At 60.7% G+C, this 23,535-nt stretch carries 17 protein-coding genes; 2 read left to right on the top strand and 15 right to left on the bottom strand.

The features are described from left to right. Nucleotides 1–12: 12 nt before the first annotated feature. The 8 genes from hutH to hutC form a co-directional block, all read right to left on the bottom strand. A complete protein-coding gene (gene hutH, locus U367_RS0101175) occupies nucleotides 13–1,521 on the bottom strand; it encodes a histidine ammonia-lyase (RefSeq protein WP_028615387.1) in 1,509 nt (502 codons plus the stop codon). 137 nt (nucleotides 1,522–1,658) lie between these two features. Then, nucleotides 1,659–2,483 carry a quaternary amine ABC transporter ATP-binding protein gene (locus U367_RS01000000129830; protein WP_005783958.1) on the bottom strand — a complete coding sequence of 275 codons (825 nt, stop codon included), beginning with the start codon at nucleotides 2,481–2,483 and terminating at the stop codon, nucleotides 1,659–1,661. Next, nucleotides 2,480–3,331, bottom strand: a complete 852-nt coding sequence (locus tag U367_RS0101165; RefSeq protein WP_028615386.1) for an ABC transporter permease — start codon at nucleotides 3,329–3,331, stop codon at nucleotides 2,480–2,482. Before U367_RS0101165 ends, U367_RS01000000129830 begins: the two co-directional genes overlap by 4 nt. A gap of 71 nt (nucleotides 3,332–3,402) precedes the next feature. Further along, entirely contained in the window at nucleotides 3,403–4,368 is a 966-nt protein-coding gene (locus U367_RS0101160) for an ABC transporter substrate-binding protein (protein ID WP_028615385.1), read from the bottom strand. A gap of 69 nt (nucleotides 4,369–4,437) precedes the next feature. Then, entirely contained in the window at nucleotides 4,438–5,883 is a 1,446-nt protein-coding gene (locus tag U367_RS0101155; RefSeq protein WP_028615384.1) for a purine-cytosine permease family protein, read from the bottom strand. 144 nt (nucleotides 5,884–6,027) lie between these two features. Next, nucleotides 6,028–7,698, bottom strand: a complete 1,671-nt coding sequence (gene hutU, locus U367_RS0101150) for a urocanate hydratase (RefSeq protein ID WP_028615383.1) — start codon at nucleotides 7,696–7,698, stop codon at nucleotides 6,028–6,030. A gap of 404 nt (nucleotides 7,699–8,102) precedes the next feature. Continuing rightward, on the bottom strand, nucleotides 8,103–8,663 hold the full coding sequence (locus U367_RS0101145; RefSeq protein WP_028615382.1) for a HutD/Ves family protein: 561 nt from the start codon (nucleotides 8,661–8,663) through the stop codon (nucleotides 8,103–8,105). Further along, a complete protein-coding gene (hutC, locus tag U367_RS0101140; protein WP_232920667.1) occupies nucleotides 8,660–9,370 on the bottom strand; it encodes a histidine utilization repressor in 711 nt (236 codons plus the stop codon). The genes U367_RS0101145 and hutC overlap by 4 nt, the downstream gene beginning before the upstream one ends. A 147-nt stretch (nucleotides 9,371–9,517) precedes the next feature. On the opposite strand from hutC, the gene U367_RS0101135 reads away from it, so the two are divergent. Then, a complete protein-coding gene (locus tag U367_RS0101135; protein WP_028615381.1) occupies nucleotides 9,518–10,882 on the top strand; it encodes a formimidoylglutamate deiminase in 1,365 nt (454 codons plus the stop codon). 130 nt (nucleotides 10,883–11,012) lie between these two features. On the opposite strand, the gene U367_RS0101130 is transcribed toward U367_RS0101135, so the two are convergent. The 6 genes from U367_RS0101130 to U367_RS0101105 all read right to left on the bottom strand — a co-directional run bounded on the left by U367_RS0101130 (nucleotide 11,013) and on the right by U367_RS0101105 (nucleotide 20,684). Beyond that, on the bottom strand, nucleotides 11,013–11,582 hold the full coding sequence (locus tag U367_RS0101130; protein ID WP_028615380.1) for a lipocalin family protein: 570 nt from the start codon (nucleotides 11,580–11,582) through the stop codon (nucleotides 11,013–11,015). 30 nt (nucleotides 11,583–11,612) lie between these two features. Further along, nucleotides 11,613–11,867, bottom strand: a complete 255-nt coding sequence (locus tag U367_RS0101125; RefSeq protein ID WP_010213853.1) for a hypothetical protein — start codon at nucleotides 11,865–11,867, stop codon at nucleotides 11,613–11,615. A gap of 176 nt (nucleotides 11,868–12,043) precedes the next feature. Beyond that, entirely contained in the window at nucleotides 12,044–13,054 is a 1,011-nt protein-coding gene (locus U367_RS0101120; RefSeq protein WP_003237460.1) for a class 1 fructose-bisphosphatase, read from the bottom strand. Nucleotides 13,055–13,162: 108 nt separating this feature from the next. Next, the gene (locus U367_RS0101115) at nucleotides 13,163–14,515 is read right to left on the bottom strand and encodes a DUF3999 domain-containing protein (RefSeq protein ID WP_028615379.1); all 1,353 of its coding nucleotides are present in this window, start codon (nucleotides 14,513–14,515) and stop codon (nucleotides 13,163–13,165) included. Beyond that, the gene (locus tag U367_RS0101110; RefSeq protein ID WP_028615378.1) at nucleotides 14,515–18,033 is read right to left on the bottom strand and encodes a DUF2339 domain-containing protein; all 3,519 of its coding nucleotides are present in this window, start codon (nucleotides 18,031–18,033) and stop codon (nucleotides 14,515–14,517) included. The genes U367_RS0101115 and U367_RS0101110 overlap by 1 nt, the downstream gene beginning before the upstream one ends. A gap of 200 nt (nucleotides 18,034–18,233) precedes the next feature. Continuing rightward, the gene (locus U367_RS0101105) at nucleotides 18,234–20,684 is read right to left on the bottom strand and encodes a glycogen/starch/alpha-glucan phosphorylase (protein ID WP_028615377.1); all 2,451 of its coding nucleotides are present in this window, start codon (nucleotides 20,682–20,684) and stop codon (nucleotides 18,234–18,236) included. Nucleotides 20,685–20,925: 241 nt separating this feature from the next. Here U367_RS0101105 and U367_RS0101100 point away from each other — a divergent pair, with 241 nt between their 5' ends. Further along, the gene (locus U367_RS0101100) at nucleotides 20,926–21,360 is read left to right on the top strand and encodes a YkgJ family cysteine cluster protein (protein ID WP_017529542.1); all 435 of its coding nucleotides are present in this window, start codon (nucleotides 20,926–20,928) and stop codon (nucleotides 21,358–21,360) included. 238 nt (nucleotides 21,361–21,598) lie between these two features. On the opposite strand, the gene typA is transcribed toward U367_RS0101100, so the two are convergent. Then, entirely contained in the window at nucleotides 21,599–23,419 is a 1,821-nt protein-coding gene (gene typA / locus U367_RS0101095; protein ID WP_025859468.1) for a translational GTPase TypA, read from the bottom strand. Nucleotides 23,420–23,535: the final 116 nt, after the last annotated feature.

The following is a 23,535-nucleotide window of genomic DNA, read 5'->3' as shown; positions in this document are numbered from 1 at the left end:
TTGAATAAGTCTTCAGTGGAAATTCGGCAAGTCGGTGTCTTTGAGCAGCTGGGCGGTGGCCGCAATGTCCGGCGCCAGCCAGCGATCCTGCTCGTAGGCCGGCACTACTTCACGCAGCAAGCGCCAGGCGCGGCCGGTGCCGGCGCCAAAGCGTTGTTCTTTGAGAAACTCGAACGCCTGGGCTGCCAGCAAGTACTCGATGGCGAGGATCTGCGTCACGTTGGCCAACACCTGGTGCAGCTTGAGCGCGGCATTGGTGCCCATGCTCAGGTGGTCTTCCTGCAGGCCCGAGGTGACGAAATTGTCGAGCACCGCCGGTTGCGCCAACTGGCGGTTCTGCCCACACAGCGAGGCGGCGACGTACTGCACGATCATCATCCCGGAGTTGACCCCAGGGTTGCTCACCAGGAACGCCGGCAAGCCGCTGACGTGCGGGTTGATCAGGCGGTCCAGGCGACGTTCGGCCACCGAGCCGATTTCGGCCATGGCAATCGCGAGCATGTCCGCCGCCAATGCCACGGATTGTCCGTGGGGGTTGGCCTGGGACACTACGCGGTAATTGTCTGGCGTACCGAGTACCAGCGGGTTGTCGGTGGCGCTGTTGAGTTCGGTCTCGATCTGGCGGGTGGCGTGCTCTACCTGGTCGCGAGCCGCGCCATGGATCTGCGGGATCGAGCGAATGCTTAACGCATCCTGTGTGCGAATGCCCTTGCTGCTGGCGATCACTTCGCTGCCATCAAGCAGGGCGCGCAGGTTGATACCCACTTGCTGCATGCCGGGGTGCGGCTTGAGGGCGATGATCTCTTCGTCAAACGCGTCGATCTGGCCGCGCTGTGCCTCGAAGCTCATGGCGCCGATTACGTCGGCCCATTGCAGCAAGTGATGGGCGTCAGCCAGGGCCAGGCAGCTCAGGCCGGTCATGCACGGCGTACCGTTGACCAGGCACAGCCCGTCCTTGGCGCCGAGCACTACCGGATGCAAACCCTCTGCACTTAAGGCGTCTTGAGCCGGGACGATTCGACCTCGGTAACTCACATTACCCACGCCCAACAAGGCCACGCCCACATGGGCCATATGGGTCAGGTAACCCACCGAACCCTGGGACGGCACCTGCGGTGTGATGCCGTGGTTGAGCAGCGCCAGCAACGAGTGCACCACCTGTGGATGCAGGCCGGATTTGCCGTGGCTGTAGTTGATGATCGCCGCGCAGATGATCGCGCGGGTCTGCTCGTCACTCAGCGCCGGGCCGACGCCGCAGGCATGGCTCAGCAAGGTGTTGCGCGACAGTTGGCTGAGTTGTTCGCCCTTGAGCGACACATTGCACAGCGCACCCAGGCCGGTGTTCACGCCATAGGCGCGCTCACCGCTGGTGACGATGCGCTGCACGATGGCCTGGGCATTGTCGATGCGCGCCCAGGCCTGGCCCGAGAGTTCGAGCACCGCGCCGTGGCGGGCCACGGCGACGACGTCCTGCCAGCGCAGTGGCGTATCGGCGATGGTGATTTTTGTTGCCTGGGACATCTTCATACCTTCTTGAATTCTTGTGTGGCTTCACTGGCCTCATCGCCGGCAAGCCGGGCTCCTACAGAGGATTGCGCGCTCCATGTAGGAGCTGGCTTGCCAGTGATGGCGCCAGCAGCCTCATTACACCTTTCAGCTCAGACCACCGCCGCCCGGCGCTGAACAAACCGGTCCACATATTCATCCGCCGGCGAATGCAGGATCTCCCGAGGGGTGCCGACCTGGATCAGCTTGCCGTCCTTGAGGATCGCAATGCGGTTGCCGATGCGCACGGCCTCGTCGAGGTCGTGGGTGATGAACACGATGGTTTTGTGCAGGGTCTTTTGCAGCTCCAGCAACTGGTCCTGCATCTCGGCGCGGATCAGCGGGTCGAGGGCGCTGAAAGCCTCGTCCATCAGGATGATGTCGGTGTCGGCCGCCAAGGCACGGGCCAGGCCCACGCGCTGGCGCATGCCGCCGGAGAGCTGGTGCGGGTATTTGTTTTCGTAACCCTTGAGGCCCACGGTTTCGATCCAGTGCAGGGCGCGTTCGGCGCAGACCTGCTTGGTTTCGCCACGTACCTTCAGGCCGTAGGCAACGTTGTCGAGCACGCTCTTGTGGGGCAGCAGGCCGAAGCTCTGGAACACCATGCTGATCTTGTGTCGCCGGAATTGGCGCAGGGCTTCCATGTCCAGTTGCAGGATGTCTTCGCCGTCCACCAGGATCGCGCCGCTGGTGGGGTCGATCAGGCGGTTGAAGTGACGCACCAACGTGGACTTGCCGGAACCCGACAGGCCCATGATCACGAAGATCTCACCCGTGCCGATGCTCAGGGACAAGTCGTTCACGCCGACCACGCAGCCGGTCTCGGCCAGGACCTGGTCCTTGGTCTTGCCCTGCCCGACCATGGCCAGCGCATCCTTGGAGCGCGCGCCGAAGATCTTGAAGACGTTTTTAACTTCGATTTTGCTGACAGTAGTCATTTGCTCGCCTCATGCCGTGGACGACCATAGGCCTGGGTAATGCGGTCAATGACCACTGCGAGAATCACGATCGCCAGCCCGGCTTCGAGGCCTCGGCCAACGTTGAGGGTCTGGATGCCGACGAGTACGTCCTCACCCAAGCCACGGGCGCCGATCATCGAGGCGATCACCACCATCGACAGCGCCATCATGGTGGTCTGGTTGATACCGGCCATGATGCTTGGCAACGCCAGCGGCAGTTGCACACCGAACAGTTGCTGCCAACGGTTGGCGCCGAAGGCGTTGATGGCTTCCATGACTTCGCCGTCGACCTGGCGAATACCCAGGTCAGTGAGACGGATCAGCGGTGGCGCGGCGTAGATCACCGTGGCGAAAATCGCCGGGACCTTGCCCAGGCCGAACAGCATCAGCACCGGAATCAGGTACACGAAGCTCGGCATGGTCTGCATGATGTCGAGCAGCGGCATCAGCACCGAACGCAGGCGATTGCTACGTGCGGACAGAATGCCCAGCGGAATACCGATCAGCACCGAGATCACCGTGGCGACCATCATCAAGGCCAGGGTCTGCATGAGCTTGTCCCACAGGCCAACCGCGCCTACCAGGAACAGCAAACCGACGATCACCGCCGTGGTCACCACCTTGCGGGTAGCGTGCCAGGCGACACCGCCGACGATAGCCAGCATCAGCCACCAGGGCGCTGCGCGCAGCAACCCTTCCAGGTTGACGATGGCCCATAGCAGGGTGTCGGAAATGTGTCGGAACACATCACCGTAGTTGGTGACCAGTGAATCCACCCAACCGTTGACCCAGTCGGCGATGGAAAACGTAAAACTCTCAGGAAACATATCGTGCTCTCGATCCAGTGGGTTGTGGCTGGGCGTCCGGTTGCCGGTGAAGGCAACCGGAAACGCTCAACCTACAAGGCCGCGTCGATTTTCTTGGCTGCGTCGTCGCTCACCCATGCGTGCCAGACTTCAGGATGTTCCTTGAGGAAGATTTTCGCCAGTTTTGGCGACTCAATTCGCTCCTTGGCCATGCGACCCAGGTTCTGGTTCAGCAGGTCGATTGGCAGGTTGACCTTTTCCAGCACGGCCACCAGTTCCGGGGCTTGTTCGTGGAAGGTCTTGGACAGGCCGACCTTGATGCTCACGCTCTTATCCACACCGGGTTTTTCCTCCAGCTTGACCAGGTCGACCTGGCCCATCAGCGGGGTTGGCGACCAGTAGTAGAACAGGATCGGCTCGCCACGCTTGTAGCTCGACAGCACCGCCGCATCCAGCGCCGGGCCGGTGCCTGGACGGAAGTTGGTGTAGGCATTTTCCAGGCCGTAGCTTTTCAGCATTTCGCTGTTGTCCAGCTCGCAGGTCCAACCGGCCGGGCAGTTGTAGAAACGGCCCTTGGAGGGCTCTTCCTGGTCCTTGAACACCGCGGCGTACTTGGCCAGGTCAGCGATGTTTTTCAGGTCGGGTGCCTTGGCTTCCAGCTTGCGTTTGGCGTCGCCTTCGATCACGTAGCGCGGCACGTACCAGCCTTCGATAGCGCCGACAACCGGGGCGCCGACGCCGACGACTTTGCCGGCCTTCTCGGCCTTGTTCCAGACTTCACTGCGGCCTACCCACTCTTCGGCAAACACTTGGATGTCGTTGCTGCTCAGGGCGTTTTCCATGGTGATGGAGTTGCCCGGCAGGCTGTCGGTTTTGCAGTCGTAGCCTTTTTCCAGCACGGTTTGCAGGATGTCGGTGAGCAGCATGCCGCTTTCCCAGTTCAGGCCTGCGAATTTCACCGGCTTGCCGGATTCGCACCAGCCAGCCGCCTGGGCGCCAGCGCTTGCCAGCAAACCTGCCGAGAGCAGGGTGGCCATCAGGGTCTTATGCATTTTCATTGTTGTGACGCTCCCAATCTTGAAATGGATTACGGCAGTCAGTAGGCATCCTGCCCTGTCCACGTCCCATCAGGCTTGTGCAGCCAGCCCGTTTGTTCTTGGTATAGCGCACTGCTCTGTCGGCAGGATCAGTCGATCGGGCACCGTGCCGTGCCATTTTTTCGCACACAGGTAGTACAGCGCTGCCGGCAGGACCAGACCGATGATCCAGGAAATGTCGACATCACCCAGCGCAGCTACCAAAGGGCCGGTGTAGAACTTGGTGGAGATGAACGGCAATTGCACCAACACGCCGAAGACGTACACGCTGATCCCCAGCAGGTTCCAGCGACCGTAGCGACCGTTCGGATCAGCCAGCGCCGGCACGTCATAGCGGTCGCGGGTGATGCAGTAGTAGTCCACCAGGTTGATCGCGCTCCAGGGCGTGAAGAACGCCAGCAGGAACAGGATGAAAGACTTGAACGCGCCGAGGAACGAATGCTGGCCGAGCAAGGCGATCAAAGTCGCGGTGCCGACAATCACCAGCACGAACACCAGGCGTTGCAAGCGCGTGACCTCCAGGCGGCCACGGAAGCCGCTGATGATGGTCGCGATGCACATGAAGCTGCCGTAGGAGTTGAGCGTAGAGATGGTGACCTTGCCGAACGCGATGCTGAAGTACAGCAGCGCAGCGGTGGCCCCCGTGCCACTCAAGCCCACGATGTAGGCCACTTCGTGACCGGCGAATTGCCCGTTGGACATGGCCGCGGCAAACACGCCGAGGACCATCGCCACCTGGGCGCCAATCACCGAACCTGCGCCAGCGGCGAGGAAGGTTTTCACCGACGAGGTATTGCTCGGCAAGTAGCGTGAGTAGTCCGCCACGTACGGGCCGAACGCGATCTGCCAAGAGGCCGCGAGCGACACCGCCAGCAGGAAGCTGCTCCAGCTGAAGTGGCGGATCTGCAGGAGTGCGCCAACGTCGGTCTGGCTCATCAGGCGGCTGAACAGGTAGACAAAGGCGATCACGCCAATGACGCTGGCGACACGACCGATGAAGTGGATCACCCGATAACCGAGCACCGTCACCAGCACGATGACACTGGCGAAGATCAGGATGCCGACGCTGTCGCTGACCCCGAACAACTGGCCCAGCGCCTGACCGGACAATACCGTGCCGGTGGCGGTGAAGCCGAGGTACATCAGGCACACCAGCACGATAGGAATGGCTGCGCCATACACCCCGAACTGCACCCGGCTGGAGATCATCTGCGGCAAGCCGAGCTTAGGCCCTTGCGCCGCATGCAACGCCATGACGCCGCCGCCCAACAGTTGGCCGATAAACAGGCCGATCAACGACCAGAACACATCACCGCCCAGCACCACGGCCAGGGCCCCGGTGACAATCGCGGTGATCTGCAGGTTGGCACCCATCCACAGGGTGAACTGGCTCAATAGACGACCGTGTCTTTCCGCTTCCGGGATGTAGTCGATCGAACGCCTTTCGATCAACGGGGTGGTGTCATTTGCAGCCATGTCGGTTCAACCTCTGATGGATTGTTCATAAAGCCTGTGTAAAACCGCTTTTCTGTGGGAGCTGGCTTGCCTGCGATGCGGGCGACTCGGTCTATCAGTAGAACCGAGGGGATGCCATCGCAGGCAAGCCAGCTCCCACATGGGTTATTTGATCATCGGGAGATTGAGGCCCTGCTCCTTGGCGCAGTCGATCGCGATCTGGTAACCGGCGTCTGCGTGACGCATTACCCCGGTGGCCGGGTCGTTGTGCAGTACACGGGCAATTCGCTCAGCCGCTTCGTCGGTGCCGTCGCAGACGATCACCATGCCGGAGTGCTGCGAGAAGCCCATGCCCACACCACCACCGTGATGCAGCGACACCCAGGTCGCGCCGCTGGCGGTGTTGAGCAAGGCGTTGAGCAGTGGCCAGTCGGACACGGCGTCGGAACCGTCCTGCATGGCTTCGGTTTCGCGGTTCGGGCTAGATACCGAGCCGGAGTCCAGATGGTCACGGCCGATCACCACCGGCGCCGACAGCTCACCGCTGCGTACCATTTCGTTGAATGCCAGGCCGAGCTTGGCGCGCTGGCCCAGGCCCACCCAGCAGATACGCGCCGGCAGGCCCTGGAAGCTGATGCGCTCGCGCGCCATGTCCAGCCAGTTGTGCAGGTGGGCGTCGTCCGGGATCAGCTCTTTGACTTTGGCGTCGGTCTTGTAGATGTCTTGCGGGTCGCCCGACAGCGCAGCCCAACGGAACGGGCCGATGCCACGGCAGAACAGCGGGCGGATGTAGGCAGGTACGAAACCTGGGAAGTCGAAGGCGTTTTCCACGCCTTCTTCTTGCGCCATCTGGCGGATGTTGTTGCCGTAGTCGAAGGTCGGGATGCCTTGCTTCTGGAATTCCAGCATGGCGTTGACGTGCACGGCCATCGACTGCTTGGCGGCTTTGATTACGGCGGCGGGCTCGGTCTTGGCGCGGGCACGGTATTCGTCCCAGGTCCAACCGGCCGGCAGGTAGCCGTTGAGTGGGTCGTGGGCGCTGGTCTGGTCGGTGACCATGTCTGGGCGCACGCCGCGCTTGACCAGTTCCGGCAGGATTTCCGCCGCGTTACCCAGCAGGGCAATGGAGATAGCCTTGCCTTCCTTGGTGTACTTGGCGATGCGCGCCAGTGCGTCGTCGAGGTCGGTGGCTTGTTCGTCGACATAACGGCTGTTCAGGCGGAAGTCGATGCTGACTTGTTGGCATTCAATGTTCAGCGAGCACGCGCCGGCCAGCGTTGCGGCCAAAGGTTGCGCGCCGCCCATGCCGCCGAGACCGGCGGTGAGCACCCAACGGCCAGTCAGGTCGCTGTTGTAATGCTGGCGACCCGCTTCGACGAAGGTTTCGTAGGTGCCTTGGACGATGCCCTGGCTGCCGATGTAGATCCAGCTGCCGGCGGTCATCTGGCCGTACATGGCCAGGCCCTTGGCATCCAGTTCGTTGAAGTGTTCCCAGCTGGCCCAGTGCGGCACCAGGTTGGAGTTGGCGATCAGTACGCGCGGGGCGTTGCTGTGGGTCTTGAATACGCCGACCGGCTTGCCGGATTGCACCAACAGGGTTTCGTCGTCATTCAGGTTAGTGAGGCTCTCGACGATCTGGTCGTAGCACTCCCAGTTGCGCGCCGCACGGCCGATACCGCCGTACACCACCAATTCTTTCGGATTCTCGGCCACTTGCGGGTCGAGGTTGTTCATCAGCATGCGCAACGGCGCTTCAGTCAGCCAGCTTTTGGCAGTGAGCTTGTTACCGTGGGCGGCACGGATTTCGACGTCACGGTATTTTGTAGGCTTGGTCACAACAAGAACTCCTCGGCGATCGATGCGCGAACATGGATGGTGCGAAGGAGAGTCTTACGCACACATCTTTACTTGTACATACAAGCATATGCAATCAAGCGGCCAACTTGCTGAGGGTGCTGTTGAGATTTTTTTCGAAAGTGGGCGCAAGCCTTGGAAATTAAGGCTTGGAGACTTAATGAAATTTCTTACGGAGGATTTTTACAGCAAGGGAGGTTTGGCGCGATGGCGTGGTTTTGCGCCACGCTGGGGCATTCGGTAACAAATTGGTGCGGGCGTTGGAAACAGTTCTGTTGCTGACCAAAAAACAAATGTGGGAGCAGGCTTGCCGCGAATGCAGTGGGTCAGCCAGCCTCTCTGGTACTGATACACCGCATTCGCGGGCAAGCCCGCTCCCACAGTTTTTAATCGCGAGCAGTCAGTTCGATAATGCAGCTGCGGCCACTGACAGAGATATCCAGCAGGCCAGTGTTACCGTCCACTTGCAGGCAGTCGTGATGCCCCAGCTTGTGGTCCAGCACCTTCACTTCATCCGCCACGCTGAACACCAGCACTGTCTGCGCGGTGCTGAAGAAACGTTGCTCGCCATCGATCCATTGCAACCGTGCGTGGTAGCGCTGTGGCGAATAGATCAGGTTGAAGTCGCGGATCGGCCCGGTGATCAGGCGACATGACACTTGACTGTCACCCTTGAACGCGAAGGGTTGGAGCGGTAACAAACCGCGCTGCTCCTCACCGTCCACGGTCAGGACCATGCCCGCGCCCTTGATCACGGTGATCACGCGCTGGTAGCCGGCGAAAGTCGAAAACCCGCCCGACTCGGCAATATCGGCAATCGAAAGTCGCCAGCCAAAACCATCCAGGCCGGTACCGGCATCACGGGTGATTTCTTCGGTGCTGCCACCGCCGTTTTTCCAAGGCATGCGCACGTAATCGGTGGCGCGCCAGACTTTCACTGCACTCATTTACTGAAACGTCCTTCCAGGCTGTGACGGGAACCGGGGTGGATCAGACGCGCAGCGGTCACCGGCTGGCGGCCCGACCAGGTGCGTCGGCGAATCAACAAGCACGGCTCGGTAGGTTCGATCTGCAGCAGCTTGCACTCGGCAGCGTCGGCAAGAATGGCTTCGACCACGTGCTCGCCTTCGGTCAGCGGTGCCACCTGGTTCAGGTAGGCATACGGCGTTTGCTGGGTGAAATCCTGTTGCAGGTATTCCGGCGCGACCAGGGCATTGACGAAGCGGTCTTCGATTTGCACGGGAATATCGTTTTCAAAGTGCACGATCAACGAATGGAAAACACGCCCGCCTTCACGCATCTCCAAGGCGACAGCGCGCTCGGAACCGGCAGCCTCCTCGCCCAGGTGGATGACCTGGCAGGTATGTCGATGACCGCGCGAGGCGATCTCATCGGCAATGTTGTGCACTTCGAACAGGGCCGACTGACTCTTGGGCTCAGCGACAAAGGTGCCGACACCTTGCATGCGCACCAGCAAACCTTCAGCGGTGAGCTCGCGCAGGGCACGGTTGATGGTCATGCGGCTGAAACCCAGCTGGCTGACCAGTTCGCTCTCGGACGGCACGCGGTAATGGGGTGGCCAGTTGCCGTTGAGAATCTGCTGGCTGATCATCTGTTTGACGCGGGCATACAAGGGCGCCGGACTTTCGTCCATGTGGGCAGCCAGCGAAGACTTGGCAGGCGGAGTCGGCACAGGGAATCCTTGCAGGGGGAAAAGATGCATAGATTGCCGGAGTTTACCGAGCAGGCAAACGTCTGTATATGTATATACAAATAAACACACGACCGGGGTGCCTTGATCATGTCCGCTTTCTTTGCCGAACGCGCGCTGCTGCCTAATGGATGGGCCAATGATGTACGTCTTGAAGTCAGCGCTGAGGGCCTGCTGACAAAGGTTGAGGCCAATGCCAGCGCAGAGGGTGCCGAACGGCTGAGGGGCCCGGTATTGGCGGGCATGCCGAACCTGCACTCCCATGCATTCCAGCGCGCCATGGCCGGTTTGGCCGAAGTGGCGGGCAATCCGAATGACAGCTTCTGGACGTGGCGCGACCTGATGTACCGCATGGTCGGCAAGATCAGCCCGGAACAATTGCAGGTGATCGCGCAACAGCTGTATATCGAGATGCTCAAGGCCGGCTACACCTCGGTGGCAGAATTTCACTATGTGCATCACGACGTCAGCGGCCAGCCGTATGCCGATCGCACGGAACTGTCACGGCAGATCAGCCAGGCGGCGGCCAGCAGCGGGATTGGCCTGACACTGCTGCCTGTGCTTTACACCCACTCCGGTTTTGGCGGCCAAGCCCCGAATGAAGGCCAGCGGCGGTTTATCAACAGCACCGAGCAATACCTGGACCTGCAGGCGCAGCTCAAACCCATCCTCGCCGCACAAACGGCGCAGCAGTTGGGGCTGTGTTTCCACTCGTTGCGCGCGGTGACGCCACAGCAAATCAATGACGTGCTGGCCGCCAGCGACAAGGCGTGCACGGTGCATATCCACATCGCCGAACAGCAGAAGGAAGTTGAAGACTGCCTGGCCTGGAGCGGCAAACGCCCGCTGCAATGGCTGTATGACAACGTTGAAGTGGATGAGCGCTGGTGCCTGGTGCATGCCACTCATGCCGATGCGGATGAAGTCGCACGCATGGCCAAGAGCCGCGCGATTGCCGGCTTGTGCCTGACCACCGAGGCTAATCTGGGTGATGGGATTTTCCCGGCGGTGGATTTTCTGGCCCAAGGCGGACGCATGGGTATCGGGTCCGACAGCCATGTGTCATTGAGCGTGGTGGAGGAGTTGCGTTGGTTGGAATATGGCCAGCGCCTGCGCGATCAGCGGCGTAATCGGTTGTACCGCAGTGATCAGCCGATGGTCGGCCGTACGCTGTTTGATGCCGCGCTGGACGGCGGTGCCCAAGCGTTGGGGCAACCGATTGGCCGGCTGGAAGTGGGCAAGCGTGCGGATTGGATTGTGCTGGATGGCAATGATCCATACCTGGCGACGGCAACAGAGGATGGGATTCTGAATCGCTGGCTGTTTGCGGGCGGGGATCGGCAGGTGCGGGATGTGCTGGTGAATGGAAAGTGGGTGGTGCGCGATGGGCATCATGCCGGCGAAGAAGAAAGCAGCCGGGCGTTCACGCAAGTTTTGAGAGCGCTACTGGGCTAACACGCGACACATAACAAATGTGGGAGCTGGCTTGCCTGCGATACAGGCACCAAGGTGTATCAGTTACACCGTGGTGATGCTATCGCAGGCAAGCCAGCTCCCACATGTATTGATCGGCGGTGGCCCAGGGTTACTGCGAGGTCTTTGCCATCTGCTTGTCCGACGTACGCCAGATCAATCGCGTGGTGTCATACCCCTGCTGCCGCGCCCTGCTCAACAGGTCTTCGCGGGTGTCCGCACTGACCGTCGGCGTGCGCGACAGGATCCACATATAACGCCGGCTCGGGCTGCCCACAATTGCGGTCTTGTAGTCATCGCTGACATACAACACCCAGTAATCGCCCTTGGCAACGCCCGGCAACAACGCGGTAAACCAGTTATTGAATTCCACCCAGAGCTTGTCGGTCTTGCCCGGCACTTGCGGGGTGGCGGTGCCCTTGGCTTCTTCCCACTTCCATTCGGTCGTCAGGCAGCGGTTGAACACCGACATGTCACCATCGGGCAACAGGGTGTAGCGGGCTTCGGACTGCGCGCAGTTGCGCTGGAAGTACATCGGCAATCGGGCCAACTCATACCAGGTGCCCTGGTAACGCTTGAGGTTGACGTTGCTCGCTGTCTTGGGTTGCAGATCATCGCCAGAATGGCTGGCGCAGCCCGCCAAAAACAGGCTGGCACAAAGGAACAAAACAAAACGCATCATTCTTCTTCTCCCGCAGGCTCTCGCCCCGGTTTACTTCAGGCCTTGCCCGGAAAACATCAGAACTTTGTCACCGGCATATTGAACGCTGATAAAGCTGGTTTTATCGCCCCAGGTGCAACTGGACATGCCCAGCGCGCCGGAACAATCGGTCGGCTTACCCAGCAACGACTCCACCTCAGCCTTGGCCATGCCAGCCGACAACTTCGCGTAATTTTCTTGGTTGACCTTGCTGCAAGCGCCCAACAACACGCAAAAAGCCAGCAAAGCGAGACGGCGTAACGACATGGAAAAACTCCTGGAGGGACGAAGCAGCGTGGGTATCTGCCAGAAGCTTAGAAGGGAAAAGAGGTGTCTGGTTCCCGATGAACGAAAACAAAAAAGCCCCGAAAACGCTGAAACGTTTCGGGGCTTCTTCAAGGGTGAACCGGCTCACAACAACGCCGCTCACTTATCGCATCAACTTACTTCTTGTGATAAGCCGTCACACGCTCAACTTCTTCCTTCGAACCCAGGAACACCGCCACACGCTGGTGCAGGCCTTCAGGCTGGATGTCGAGGATACGCTGGTGGCCATCGGTGGATGCGCCGCCCGCCTGCTCAACCAGGAAGGACATCGGGTTGGCTTCGTACATCAAGCGCAGTTTGCCCGGCTTGGACGGCTCGCGGCTGTCGCGTGGGTACATGAACAGGCCACCACGGGTCAGGATGCGGTGCACGTCGGCAACCATCGCGGCAACCCAGCGCATGTTGAAGTTTTTCTTCAACGGGCCTTCTTCGCCGGCCATCAACTCGCCCACGTAGCGGGTCACAGGTTCTTCCCAGTGGCGCTGGTTAGACATGTTGATCGCAAATTCCTGGGTGGACGCAGGAATGGTGATGTCTTCGTGGGTCAGTACGAAGCTGCCCATCTCGCGATCCAGGGTGAAGCCTTTGACGCCGTCGCCCAGGGTCAGCACCAGCATGGTCTGTGGGCCGTAGATGGCGTAACCGGCAGCAACCTGCTCGGTGCCTGGCTGCAGGAAGGCCTTTTCGTTCAGGGCTTCGTTCTGGCTCAGGTATTCGTTGGGGCAACGCAGTACCGAGAAGATGGTGCCGACCGGGGCGTTGATGTCGATGTTGGAGGAACCGTCCAGTGGGTCGAACACCAGCAGGTAGGCGCCTTTCGGGTATTTACCGGGGATCTGGTAGGCATTGTCCATTTCTTCGGACGCCATGCCGGCCAGGTGACCGCCCCATTCGTTGGCTTCGAGCAGAATCTCGTTGGAGATCACGTCGAGTTTCTTCTGCACTTCGCCCTGCACGTTTTCGGTGCCCATGCTGCCCAGGACACCACCCAGTGCGCCTTTGGACACGGCGTGGCTGATTTCCTTGCAAGCACGCGCCACCACTTCGATAAGGAAGCGCAGATCGGCAGGCGTGTTGTTGCTGCGGGTCTGCTCAATCAAATAGCGACTCAAGGTAACGCGGGACATGTAAGGCTCCGGAGAATGGGGGGCTGAAAACCCGCGCAGTTTAACGCGAGTCGGGGCGTATTTCCTCCTATCAGAGGATTTAAACCCAATAGAGTTCATGGACTTTATTTAACCTGCCACCGGCGGCTTGCGCAGCAAACTGTAGGCCATGGCACCCAGTGCCGCCACGCCGAGCAGCAACACGACCCACAGGCCGAGTTTTTTCCAGTCGGTGCCGGCTTCGGGCAAGGCGGCAAACGCAGGCGGTTTGACCGTGATTTCTCCCACCAAGGTAGCCTGGCCCAGCGCCTTCAAACGCTCGGGACTGTAATCGGGAATCAGCGTCGAGAGTGGCAGGCTCGCGGCGTTCACGGATGCGTTCCCCAGCGCCAGGCTGAAGGGCGGCTCACCCCGCGCCAGAAACACCAGTTGCGTGGCACGCACGGCCACGCGTAAGGCGGGGGCTTCGACGCCCAGTCCACCGCCCCGCTCGTCCACTTGCAACTTCAACTGGGCAACCGTCTGGCCCGGCAACTGCAATTCATCCTGCACCACGTCCTTGCCGTTCTGGGTCAGGCGGTACAGCAGGCCATTGCTCAACGGCTGCCAGGTTTGCTTGGCGTCACTTCGACCCGACAACGTCACCGGCGCCAGCGTATTGGGCTGCTTCAATTCGACCCGCAAGCGCTCGACATTCAGCCCCGTCGGCAATTGCCAGCTGTACTCTCCCGCCTTGAGCCGCTCCCCTGGAAAGGCTTGCGACCACACCAACGGCATCGGCAAGGTGCTGCTAGTGGCGCTCTCCAGCTTCGCCGACGTCAACAACGGCGCTGCCTGGCCTTGCCACACCAGCCGCAAATAACGCGCCGATTGCCCCGGCAAGTTCACGTCATGCTGCTCGACCCGGTCATCGGCAAATGACAAGCGCGCCACTTGCCCATCGCCCCAGGCTTTCCAGTGCTGCAAATCATCACTGGCTTCAATGCTGAAACGCTGGAAGCCCTCCTGCTCGCGACTCCAGTCCAGGCTCAATTGCTGCAGGGGCGCCTTGATTGCACTGGCGTCCAATACCCAGCCCCGCAGCACTTGCTTGCCGGGCTTGGGGGCTGTGGACGGTTTGATTTCCACCAGGGTGCCGGAAGTGGTGGCCTTCATTACCACGTCTGGCAGGGCTTGCTGGGTGTCGGCGGCGTACAGCGGGAACCACTTCACCGCCGTAACGTTGCGACTTTCGCTGCGCTGCGAGGCCTGACGCGACAACGCATAGGCCTGCGGCTCGCCGGCGGCGTTGAACACGCGCACATCGCCAAGATCGGCCTGGCGCGCGTTCAATTGCACCGCCAGCGGCAGCTCCAGGCGATACCAAGGGCCGCTGCCGCTGACGTTCAGCGGCACCTGGGAGGTGAAGTCAGCCGGCGTTTCCTGCGCCCACACAGACAAGGTCGTACACAGGCCCAGCACGGCCACGCTCAACTTACCGATCAAGAGGATGCTCCTTCAGTGTCCAACACCGGTTCGACGCGCTTGGGTGGCAGCGGTGCGAAGTAACCCACCACCAGCAACAGCCCACCCACACCTATAAACGACACGATCCGCGCCAGACCGCCGCGGTTGCTCAGTTCGACAAAGAACAACTTGGCGACCACCACCGCAATCAACACTGCACCGATCAGCCACACCTCGCGGCGATGGCGCAGGTGGCCGCCGATCATCAGGCCGAGAGCGATCAGGGTCCAGACGATCGACAGACCGGCCTGTACCAGCATGGATTCGAGCAACGCATCCAGTTGAAACGGCACGCCGCCCCAATGGTGGGCAGTACGCATGACCAGCGCGGTAAAGAAGGCAAACAGCGAAACACCCGCGACACCTTGGGCGACAAGCTCAATACGCGGGCCCCGTAGCGGCGCGACACTTCGCGCGCACCAATACACACCCAGCAGCGCAAAGAGCAGGCCCAGGTCCAGCGGGTTGACCAGCGGCACATAGGGCAGCGGTTTGGCCGTGCCGTCGCTGAAGCTGTTCGCCAGCCAGAACCAGCCAAGCATCAGCACCGCCAATGGCACGGCCGCCAACACCCGATATTCCCTTGGATACGCCGCCACCGGCCATGGCCAACGACGTGGCGAAGCGGCCAGCACGAGATAGAGACTTGGCAGGATCGCCCAGCCCAGCCAGCGCCAGGCGTTGTACTCGGCAGTAAACCTCAGCAGACCGTAGCGCAACTCCAGCGCCAATATGCCGATCAGCATCCAGCAGCCGAGTACGTGGGCCACGCTCAACGCCTTGGCGGGCACAATCACCGCCAGGCGTCGCAGCGAGATGAAATGCACCACAAATACCGCCGACCACGCCAGCCAGCCGTACTCCGCCGCGGGGTGGTAATAAGTATGTCCGTACACCAGCAACACCAAGCCCACCGCTGGCATCAGCAGGGTGGACAAAACCCCCAGCGACACCCACTTCAGGCGCGCAGCCAGCAGCATCCAGATCGCGACGCTGATTGCCGCGCACCCCAGCAGGAATGCCCCCTGCAATTCCTGTGGAATAAACCGCAACACTTCGCCGATCAGCGCCAACGCCCACCAGGCCGCGCCCCAGACCAACAGCAAGTCGCAAAGGCGTTGCAGCTTCAACACGGCAAACACCGGCGCATGGGGTTCGCGCTGCAAGCGCCAGGCGCCTACCAGCGCAGCCAGGCCCAGTACCATCGGCGTCCAGAAACCGCTGTGGGCCAACGGACGCAGCCCCTCGCTGGTCAGTGGCCCGAGCAACTCCGGTACCGCCAGCAGGAAAGAACCGCCGCCCACCAATTGCAGCAGCAAGCCGAACACAAAACTGACCCGCTGTTGCAGGTACAGGCTCAGCCAGATGACCAACAGGCCACTGGCCGCCCACACGCCACTGGCACTTTCCCACGGCAGCACGAACAGCACCGCAAGGTTGATCAATACGAGGCCCGCCAACAGCACCACCGACAAACCGCGCAGCAGTCGAACATCGCTGCGCACGATGTCGTCACGCGCCGCCAACAACATGCCGCCGATCAAGGCCAAGCCAATCAACGACGCCGTGAGCAAACCGCTCCAACCGGCATTGAACACCGCTGCGCCGTCGCCACCTTGCAACCGCAGCAGGAACACCGCGCCACCCAGCAATTGCACAGCGAATGCGGTGAACAGGAAGGTGCGCGAGCCGATGCGCAGGCCTATAAACAGCGTCACCAGGCCAGCGATTGCCCAACTCACAGCGGTGCCTTGGGTATCCAGCAACAAGGGCGCGAGCAGGTACAAAAAGCTCAAGCCAAGGCTCGCCAACACCGGGAGGCCTTTGCGCTCCCAGTCTGAGGACTGCTCCTCGGATGCCTTGCGCAACTGGTCAAAGCTGAACAACAACGCAGCGCCCAGCAGCAGCGCGCCCAGCGGCGCGCCACTGAGCAAGGTGTGCTCACCGGAACGCAATTCACTGAGGAACGCCAGCGCCGAACCCACTTGCAGCAACAGGCCAAATGCGCGCGCCAACGGCCGCTGCTGACGCAAGCCGAGCCAGAAAATGCCGGCGCCTTCCACCGCCCAGGCCGCAGCCGTCCAACGCGCGTCGAGGCCCAGGGGGATGGCCAGGCTGGCAAAGATCACCCCCAAGGCCAGGCAGGTTTCCGCCAGCAACAAGGCGCGCCCGCCGCTCAGCAGCCGGGCCAGGCCCATGTAGACGATGCCCAGGCCCAAGACGCTGAACGCTGCGGCAAACTGCAGGTGCTGCACCAGCGCAAACTGCAAGCCGAAACCCACCAGCGGCGGGCCGAACAGCATGCTGCCGTCGACATAATCGCCCTTGGCCGCCGACCAGCGCAGCAGTGCACCACGGCTGTCATCCTCGGGCGCGTCGCGCATCTCGAGCAATTTACGCCGTGCGAACAACAGGCCGATGGCCAGGTACATCAGAAAAAATAGAATCAGGAACGGTTCGGTGCTCCACAGCAATTCAAGCGTATACGAGCGCAGACCCCAGGCAAAACCGATCCCAAAGGTGCCGACAAACCCGATCAGGTTGAGCAGGCGCCAGGCCTTGAACCAGGCGATGGCCAGAATGCCCGCGTTGAGCAAGGCAAAGTAACTGAACAGCGCCACATGGTTGCCGGCGCCGGTGGACGTGAGGATCGGCGCCGCAAAACCACCGAGCGCCGCTGCACAGGCCAGCCCCAGCGCATCCTGGGTGATTGCCAGGATCGCCGAAAACACTGTGACCGCCACCAGCAAGCCCAGGGCCGCACCGGGATCGATCAACGGGTGCAGGCGCATCGCGGCAAACACCGTGAGGTACAGCACCGCGATCCCGGTGCCTTGCAGCATCAGACCATAGTTGCTGTTGCGCAGCCGCAGCCACCAGCCCAACCCCAGCAGGCCCAATGCAGCAGCAGCCACCCCGGCGTAACGTAATTCGATTGGCACCACCATGCCTTCGGTGGCATAGCGCAACAGGAACGCCAGACCGAGGAACAATAGCACCACGCCGACACGCAGCACGGTGTTGCCGCCGAACAACCAATTGCGCGCGCCACTGATGGCGCGCTCGATCAAGTTGGGGCCACGGGGGATGGCAGGTTCTTTGGGTTCTGGTATCGGGGCAGGCGCCCATACATCAGCCGGCAGCGGCTGGCTTGGTTCGGCAACGATGGCAACCGGCGCCAATTCGGCCGGCAGCTCCCAAACCAGCTCGGGCGCTTTGGCAACAGGTGTGGGTTCAGGGATTGCGGCTTCGACGACGATATTGCTCGGCGGCGTGGGCACTTCCAGCTGCCGCAGACGATCACCCAGCGCAATCAGCGCCTTCTGCGTGGTTTCCAACTGACGCGCCTGTTGGTCCGCCTGAGTCGCCAGCTTTGACAGGCGAATCGCCTGGCCAATGCCCAAGCCCAACAGCGCACCGATGCCCGCGTCACTGAACGACTCATCGAGCGTCCAGCCGAGCACCAGGCCAATCAGCATGAAAATCCATTGCATGGTCGATATCCCTAAGCAGCCCGAGGCGGGCAAACTGGCGCCTAGTATATCGACGCAGACCCCATGTGGAAGCAAGCTTATGTGGGGGCCGGGCTTGCCCGCGATGTAGACACCTCGGTGTATCCGTCACACCGAGGTGATGCTATCGCAGGCAAGCCAGCTCCCACATAAACCCGCACACATGTGCAGGCCAGCGATGTTTAGTCGAGGGCTTTCCAGATCTCGGTCGCGTACTCCCTGATGGTCCGATCCGAACTGAACCAGCCCATGCGCGCGGTATTCAGCACCGCCGAACGCCACCACGCCTTGGAGTCATGCCAATGCGCCTCGACCCGCGCCTGAGCGTCCCAGTACGAATCGAAGTCGGCACAGACCAGGAAACGGTCGTAGTCGATCAGCCCATCGATCAGCCCCACGTACCGGCCCGGATCATCCGGCGAGAACACCCCGCCCCGAATCGCTTGCAGCACATCATTCAACCGATGGGACGCTGCAATGTCGGGCCCGGCGTTGAATTCACCGGCGTGTTTGCGCGCTTCCACCTGCTGCGCGCTGAGGCCGAAGATAAACATGTGCTCGGCGCCCACACGCTCATGCATTTCCACGTTGGCGCCGTCCATGGTGCCGATGGTCAGCGCACCGTTGAGGCCGAACTTCATGTTGCTGGTGCCCGAGGCTTCAAAGCCGGCGGTGGAAATCTGTTCTGACAAGTCCGCCGCCGGGATGATGCTTTCCGCCAGGCTGACATTGTAGTTGGGCAGGAACACCACCTTGAGCAGGCCGCGTACGGTCGGGTCGTTGTTGACCGTGCGGGCGATATCGTTGGTCAACTTGATGATCAACTTGGCCTGGTGATAGCTCGCTGCTGCCTTGCCCGAGAAGATTTTCACACGCGGCACCCAATCGGTGCCCGGCTCGGCCCGGATCGCCTGGTACAGCGCCACGGTGTGCAGAAGGTTGAGCAACTGGCGCTTGTATTCGTGGATGCGCTTGACCTGCACGTCGAACATCGCCGCCGGGTTGACTGCAATGCCCAGACGCTCATGAATGATGTCCGCCAGCGCACGCTTACTGTGCAGACGCTGCTCGGCAAAGGCCTTGCGGAACGTCTGTTTTTCGGCAAACGGCTCAAGCTCTACCAGCCGCTCTTCGGGCTTGTCGAGAATGTCCGGGCCGAGCGCTTCCACCAGCATGGACGTGAGCTTGGGGTTGGCCTGGTACAACCAGCGACGGAAGGTAATGCCGTTGGTTTTGTTATTGATGCGCTCCGGGTACAGCTTGTGCAGCTCGGAGAACACTGTGCTGCGCATCAACTGAGTGTGCAGGCCGGACACGCCATTGACGCTGTGGGAGCCAAGGAACGCCAGGTTGCCCATGCGCACGCGGCGGCCGTTGTCTTCTTCGATCAGCGACACGGCGCGTAGTACGTCAAAGTCGTGGATACCTTTGGCGCGCAGCGAATCGATATGCTGGGCGTTGATCAGGTAGATGATCTGCATGTGCCGGGGCAGCATGCGTTCCATCAAGCCGACCGGCCAGGTCTCCAGCGCTTCAGGCAGCAGCGTGTGGTTGGTGTACGACAGGGTTTCGACCGTCACATCCCACGCGGCTTCCCACGGAATGTCGTGCAGGTCGACCAATTGGCGCATCAACTCGGCCACGGCGATGGACGGGTGGGTATCGTTGAGTTGGATCGCCGCGTGTTCGCCCAGGCTGAGTACCGAGCCATGCATGTTCTTGTGGCGACGCAGCAGGTCTTGCAGGGAGGCGGCGACGAAGAAGTATTCCTGGCGCAGGCGCAATTCCTGCCCCGCTTCGGTGCTGTCGGCCGGGTAAAGCACTCGGGAGATGCTTTCGGCACGTGCTACTTCGGCGACGGCGCCCAAGTGATCGCCGGCGTTGAAACGTTCCAGGTGCAAGTCTTCGACTGCGCGAGCACGCCACAGGCGCAAGGTGTTGACGCTGGCGCCGCGCCAGCCGACGACCGGAGTGTCATAGGCAATGGCGCGCACAGTTTCGTTCGGCGTCCACCGCTGAATCATCTTGCCGGTGCCGTCATCCAGGGTTTCAACACTGCCACCAAAGCCGATCGGGTACACCACTTCAGGGCGTTCGAATTCCCAGGGGTTGCCGAAATCCAGCCAGTGTTCGGTCTGCTCCTGCTGCCAACCATCGACAATCGCCTGGCGGAACAGGCCGTGTTCATAGCGAATGCCATACCCATGGCCGGCAATGCCCAACGTCGACATACTCTCCATAAAGCACGCCGCCAGGCGGCCCAGACCACCGTTGCCCAGCGCCGCATCGGGCTCCAGGAGGCGGATGCGCTCCAGGTCGACGCCCAGCTCCGACAGCGCTTCGCGCGCAATCTCCAGCACGCCCAGGTTGCTCAGGCTGTCATAGAGCAAGCGGCCGATGAGGAACTCCAGGGAAAGGTAATAGACCCGCTTCTGGCCTTTGCGGTAGATGCGCCGCGTGTGGTCCATCCAGTGATCGACCATCTGGTCGCGTGCGGCCAGGGCAATGGCTTCGAACCAGTCGTGGTCGAAGGCGTGATCCGGGTCCTTGCCCACCGCGTAGGTGAGTTTGGTCAAGACGGCATCGCGAAATGCGGCTACCTCTGCTTCTCGTGCAAGTGGTTCCTGAGACATCAATTGCGACCTCGGGCGAGATAGAAGGAGTTGCTAGAGCCTAGACGGTCTGACAGACGGTAGACGCTCTGGTTCGGCAGTTTTTTAACGCATTTACCTTTGCAGGGTTTTGATGCATTGGCCGTGCCTGCTTTTGGCAAACGCGCACCTTCTGGCCGAAACCCACAAAATATTGTTCAAAAAATCACCAATCTCGGTATGATCGCGCGCCCGGATACAAGCCCCACCTTTTGGAACCCTGATGAAGCCTCAATTGATCGCCGCCGCGGAACTCGACCGTCTCGAAACGTGGCAGAAATATTCCGCGCACATGTGCGGTGGTTGCGTGTCCAGCTGCTGCACGCTGCCGGTCGAAGTGAAGATCAAGGACCTGATCCGCATCGGTATCGTCGATGAGTTCGAGCGTGGCGACCCGCCGAAGAACATCGCCAAGCGGCTGCAGAAAGAAGGCATCGTCGAGCGCTTCAATTCCAAATCCGAGATTTTTACCCTGCAGCGCATGAGCAACAACGATTGCCTGTACCTGGATCGTAAGACGCGCTTCTGCACTATTTATGACAAGCGCCCGGATACTTGCCGCAATCACCCCAAGATCGGGCCGCGCCCGGGGTATTGCGCGTACAAGCCGAAGGAAGTGGTGCGCGAGACCAAGTTCAAGACCCTCGATAAGTTCTAATCGACAGCCGAACCCCTGTGGTAAGCGGGCTTGCACCGCGCTGGGCTGCGAAGCGGCCCTAACCCGGCCACTGCATTTCTCCAGATAAAACTCAGGTGCCTGGTTTTGGGGCGGCTTCGCCACCCAGCGCGGGGCAAGCCCGCTCACCACAACAAGCGGGCTCACCAGAAAAATCCAGGCACAAAAAAACGCCCCCGGCCTTTCGACCGGGGGCGTTTTTCATTCAGCCTGAGTTAACTCAGTTCTTGGCTTTCTTGGCAGCGCGGGTACGCTCGCCTTCGTCCAGGATCTTCTTACGCAGGCGGATCGACTTAGGCGTGACTTCGCACAGCTCGTCGTCCTGGATGAATTCCAGGGCCTGTTCCAGGGTGAAGCGAACAGGTGGAACCAGAGCGATGGTTTCGTCTTTGCCCGAAGCACGCATGTTGTCGAGCTTCTTGCCTTTGGTTGGGTTGACGCCCATGTCGTTGTCACGGCTGTTCAGACCAACGATCTGACCGTTGTAGATCTCTTGACCGTGTTCAACGAACAGCTTGCCACGTGCCTGGAGGGTTTCCAGGGAGTAGGTCAGCGCCTTGCCGGTTTCTACCGATACCAGAACACCGTTCTGACGGCCGGACATGTCGCCGGACTTCATGGTGTCGTAGCGATCGAAGATCGAGGTCAGGATGCCAGCACCGTTGGTCAGCGTCAGGAACTGGTTACGGAAACCGATCAGACCACGCGCAGGGATGTTGTATTCCAGACGCACACGGCCTTTGCCATCCGGCACCATGTTGGTCAGGTCGCCTTTACGCAGGCCCATCTCTTCCATCACCTTGCCCTGGGATTCTTCCGGGGTGTCGATGGTGACGTTTTCGAACGGTTCCTGCTTCACGCCGTCAACCTGACGGATGATCACTTCTGGACGACCAACGCCCATTTCGAAGCCTTCGCGACGCATGGTTTCGATCAGTACCGAGAGGTGCAGCTCACCACGGCCGGAAACCTTGAACTTGTCAGCCGAGTCGCCTTCTTCAACGCGCAGAGCAACGTTGTACAGCAGCTCTTTGTCCAGACGCTCCTTGATGTTACGGGAAGTCACGAACTTGCCTTCTTTACCGCAGAAAGGCGAGTCGTTTACCTGGAAGGTCATGGAAACGGTTGGCTCGTCAACGGTCAGAGGCTTCATCGCTTCTACCGCGTCCGGGTGGCACAGGGTGTCGGAGATGAACAGCGAGTCCATACCGCTGATGCACACGATGTCGCCAGCTGCAGCTTCTTCAACGTCGATACGGTGCAGACCGTGGTGACCCATCAGCTTCAGGATACGACCGTTGCGCTTCTTGCCGTCGGCGCCGATAGCGACAACCGGGGTGTTCGGCTTGACGCGACCACGAGCGATACGGCCAACGCCGATAACACCCAGGAAGCTGTTGTAGTCCAGTGCCGAGATCTGCATCTGGAACGGACCTTCACGGTCAACAGCCGGCGCAGGTACGTTGTCGACGATCGACTGGTACAGCGGGGTCATGTCTTCAGCCATGTCGGTGTGGTCCAGACCGGCAATGCCGTTCAGGGCCGAGGCGTAGACGACTTTGAAGTCCAGCTGTTCTTCGGTGGCACCCAGGTTGTCGAACAGGTCGAAGATCTGGTCCAGAACCCAGTCCGGACGCGCGCCTGGACGGTCAACCTTGTTGATGCACACGATCGGACGCAGGCCGGCTTCGAAAGCCTTCTTGGTCACGAAACGGGTTTGCGGCATAGGGCCGTCTTGAGCGTCAACCAGCAGCAGAACGGAGTCAACCATCGACATTACGCGTTCTACTTCGCCGCCGAAGTCGGCGTGGCCCGGGGTATCCACGATGTTGATGTGGTAGCCGTTCCAGTTGATAGCGGTGTTTTTAGCCAGGATGGTAATACCGCGCTCTTTTTCCTGGTCGTTGGAGTCCATCACGCGCTCGTCGTTGAGCTCGTTGCGCTCCAGGGTGCCGGATTGACGCAGGAGTTTGTCTACCAGGGTGGTTTTACCATGGTCAACGTGAGCAATGATGGCGATGTTACGTAGATTTTCGATCACTTGTGTATCTCGATCAGAGGATTCGGTGTGCTGACAGGTCGTGGCAGCGATTAACAGTAGAGTCAGGCCTTGCCGTTACAGCTTGACGGCAGAGTCGGGGGGCCGGTGACGCAGGC

The organism is Pseudomonas canadensis (assembly GCF_000503215.1).
Taxonomy (GTDB): domain Bacteria; phylum Pseudomonadota; class Gammaproteobacteria; order Pseudomonadales; family Pseudomonadaceae; genus Aquipseudomonas; species Aquipseudomonas canadensis.
The sequence above is the reverse complement of the archived record's forward strand: the minus strand, read 5'-3'. Positions and strand labels throughout refer to the sequence as shown.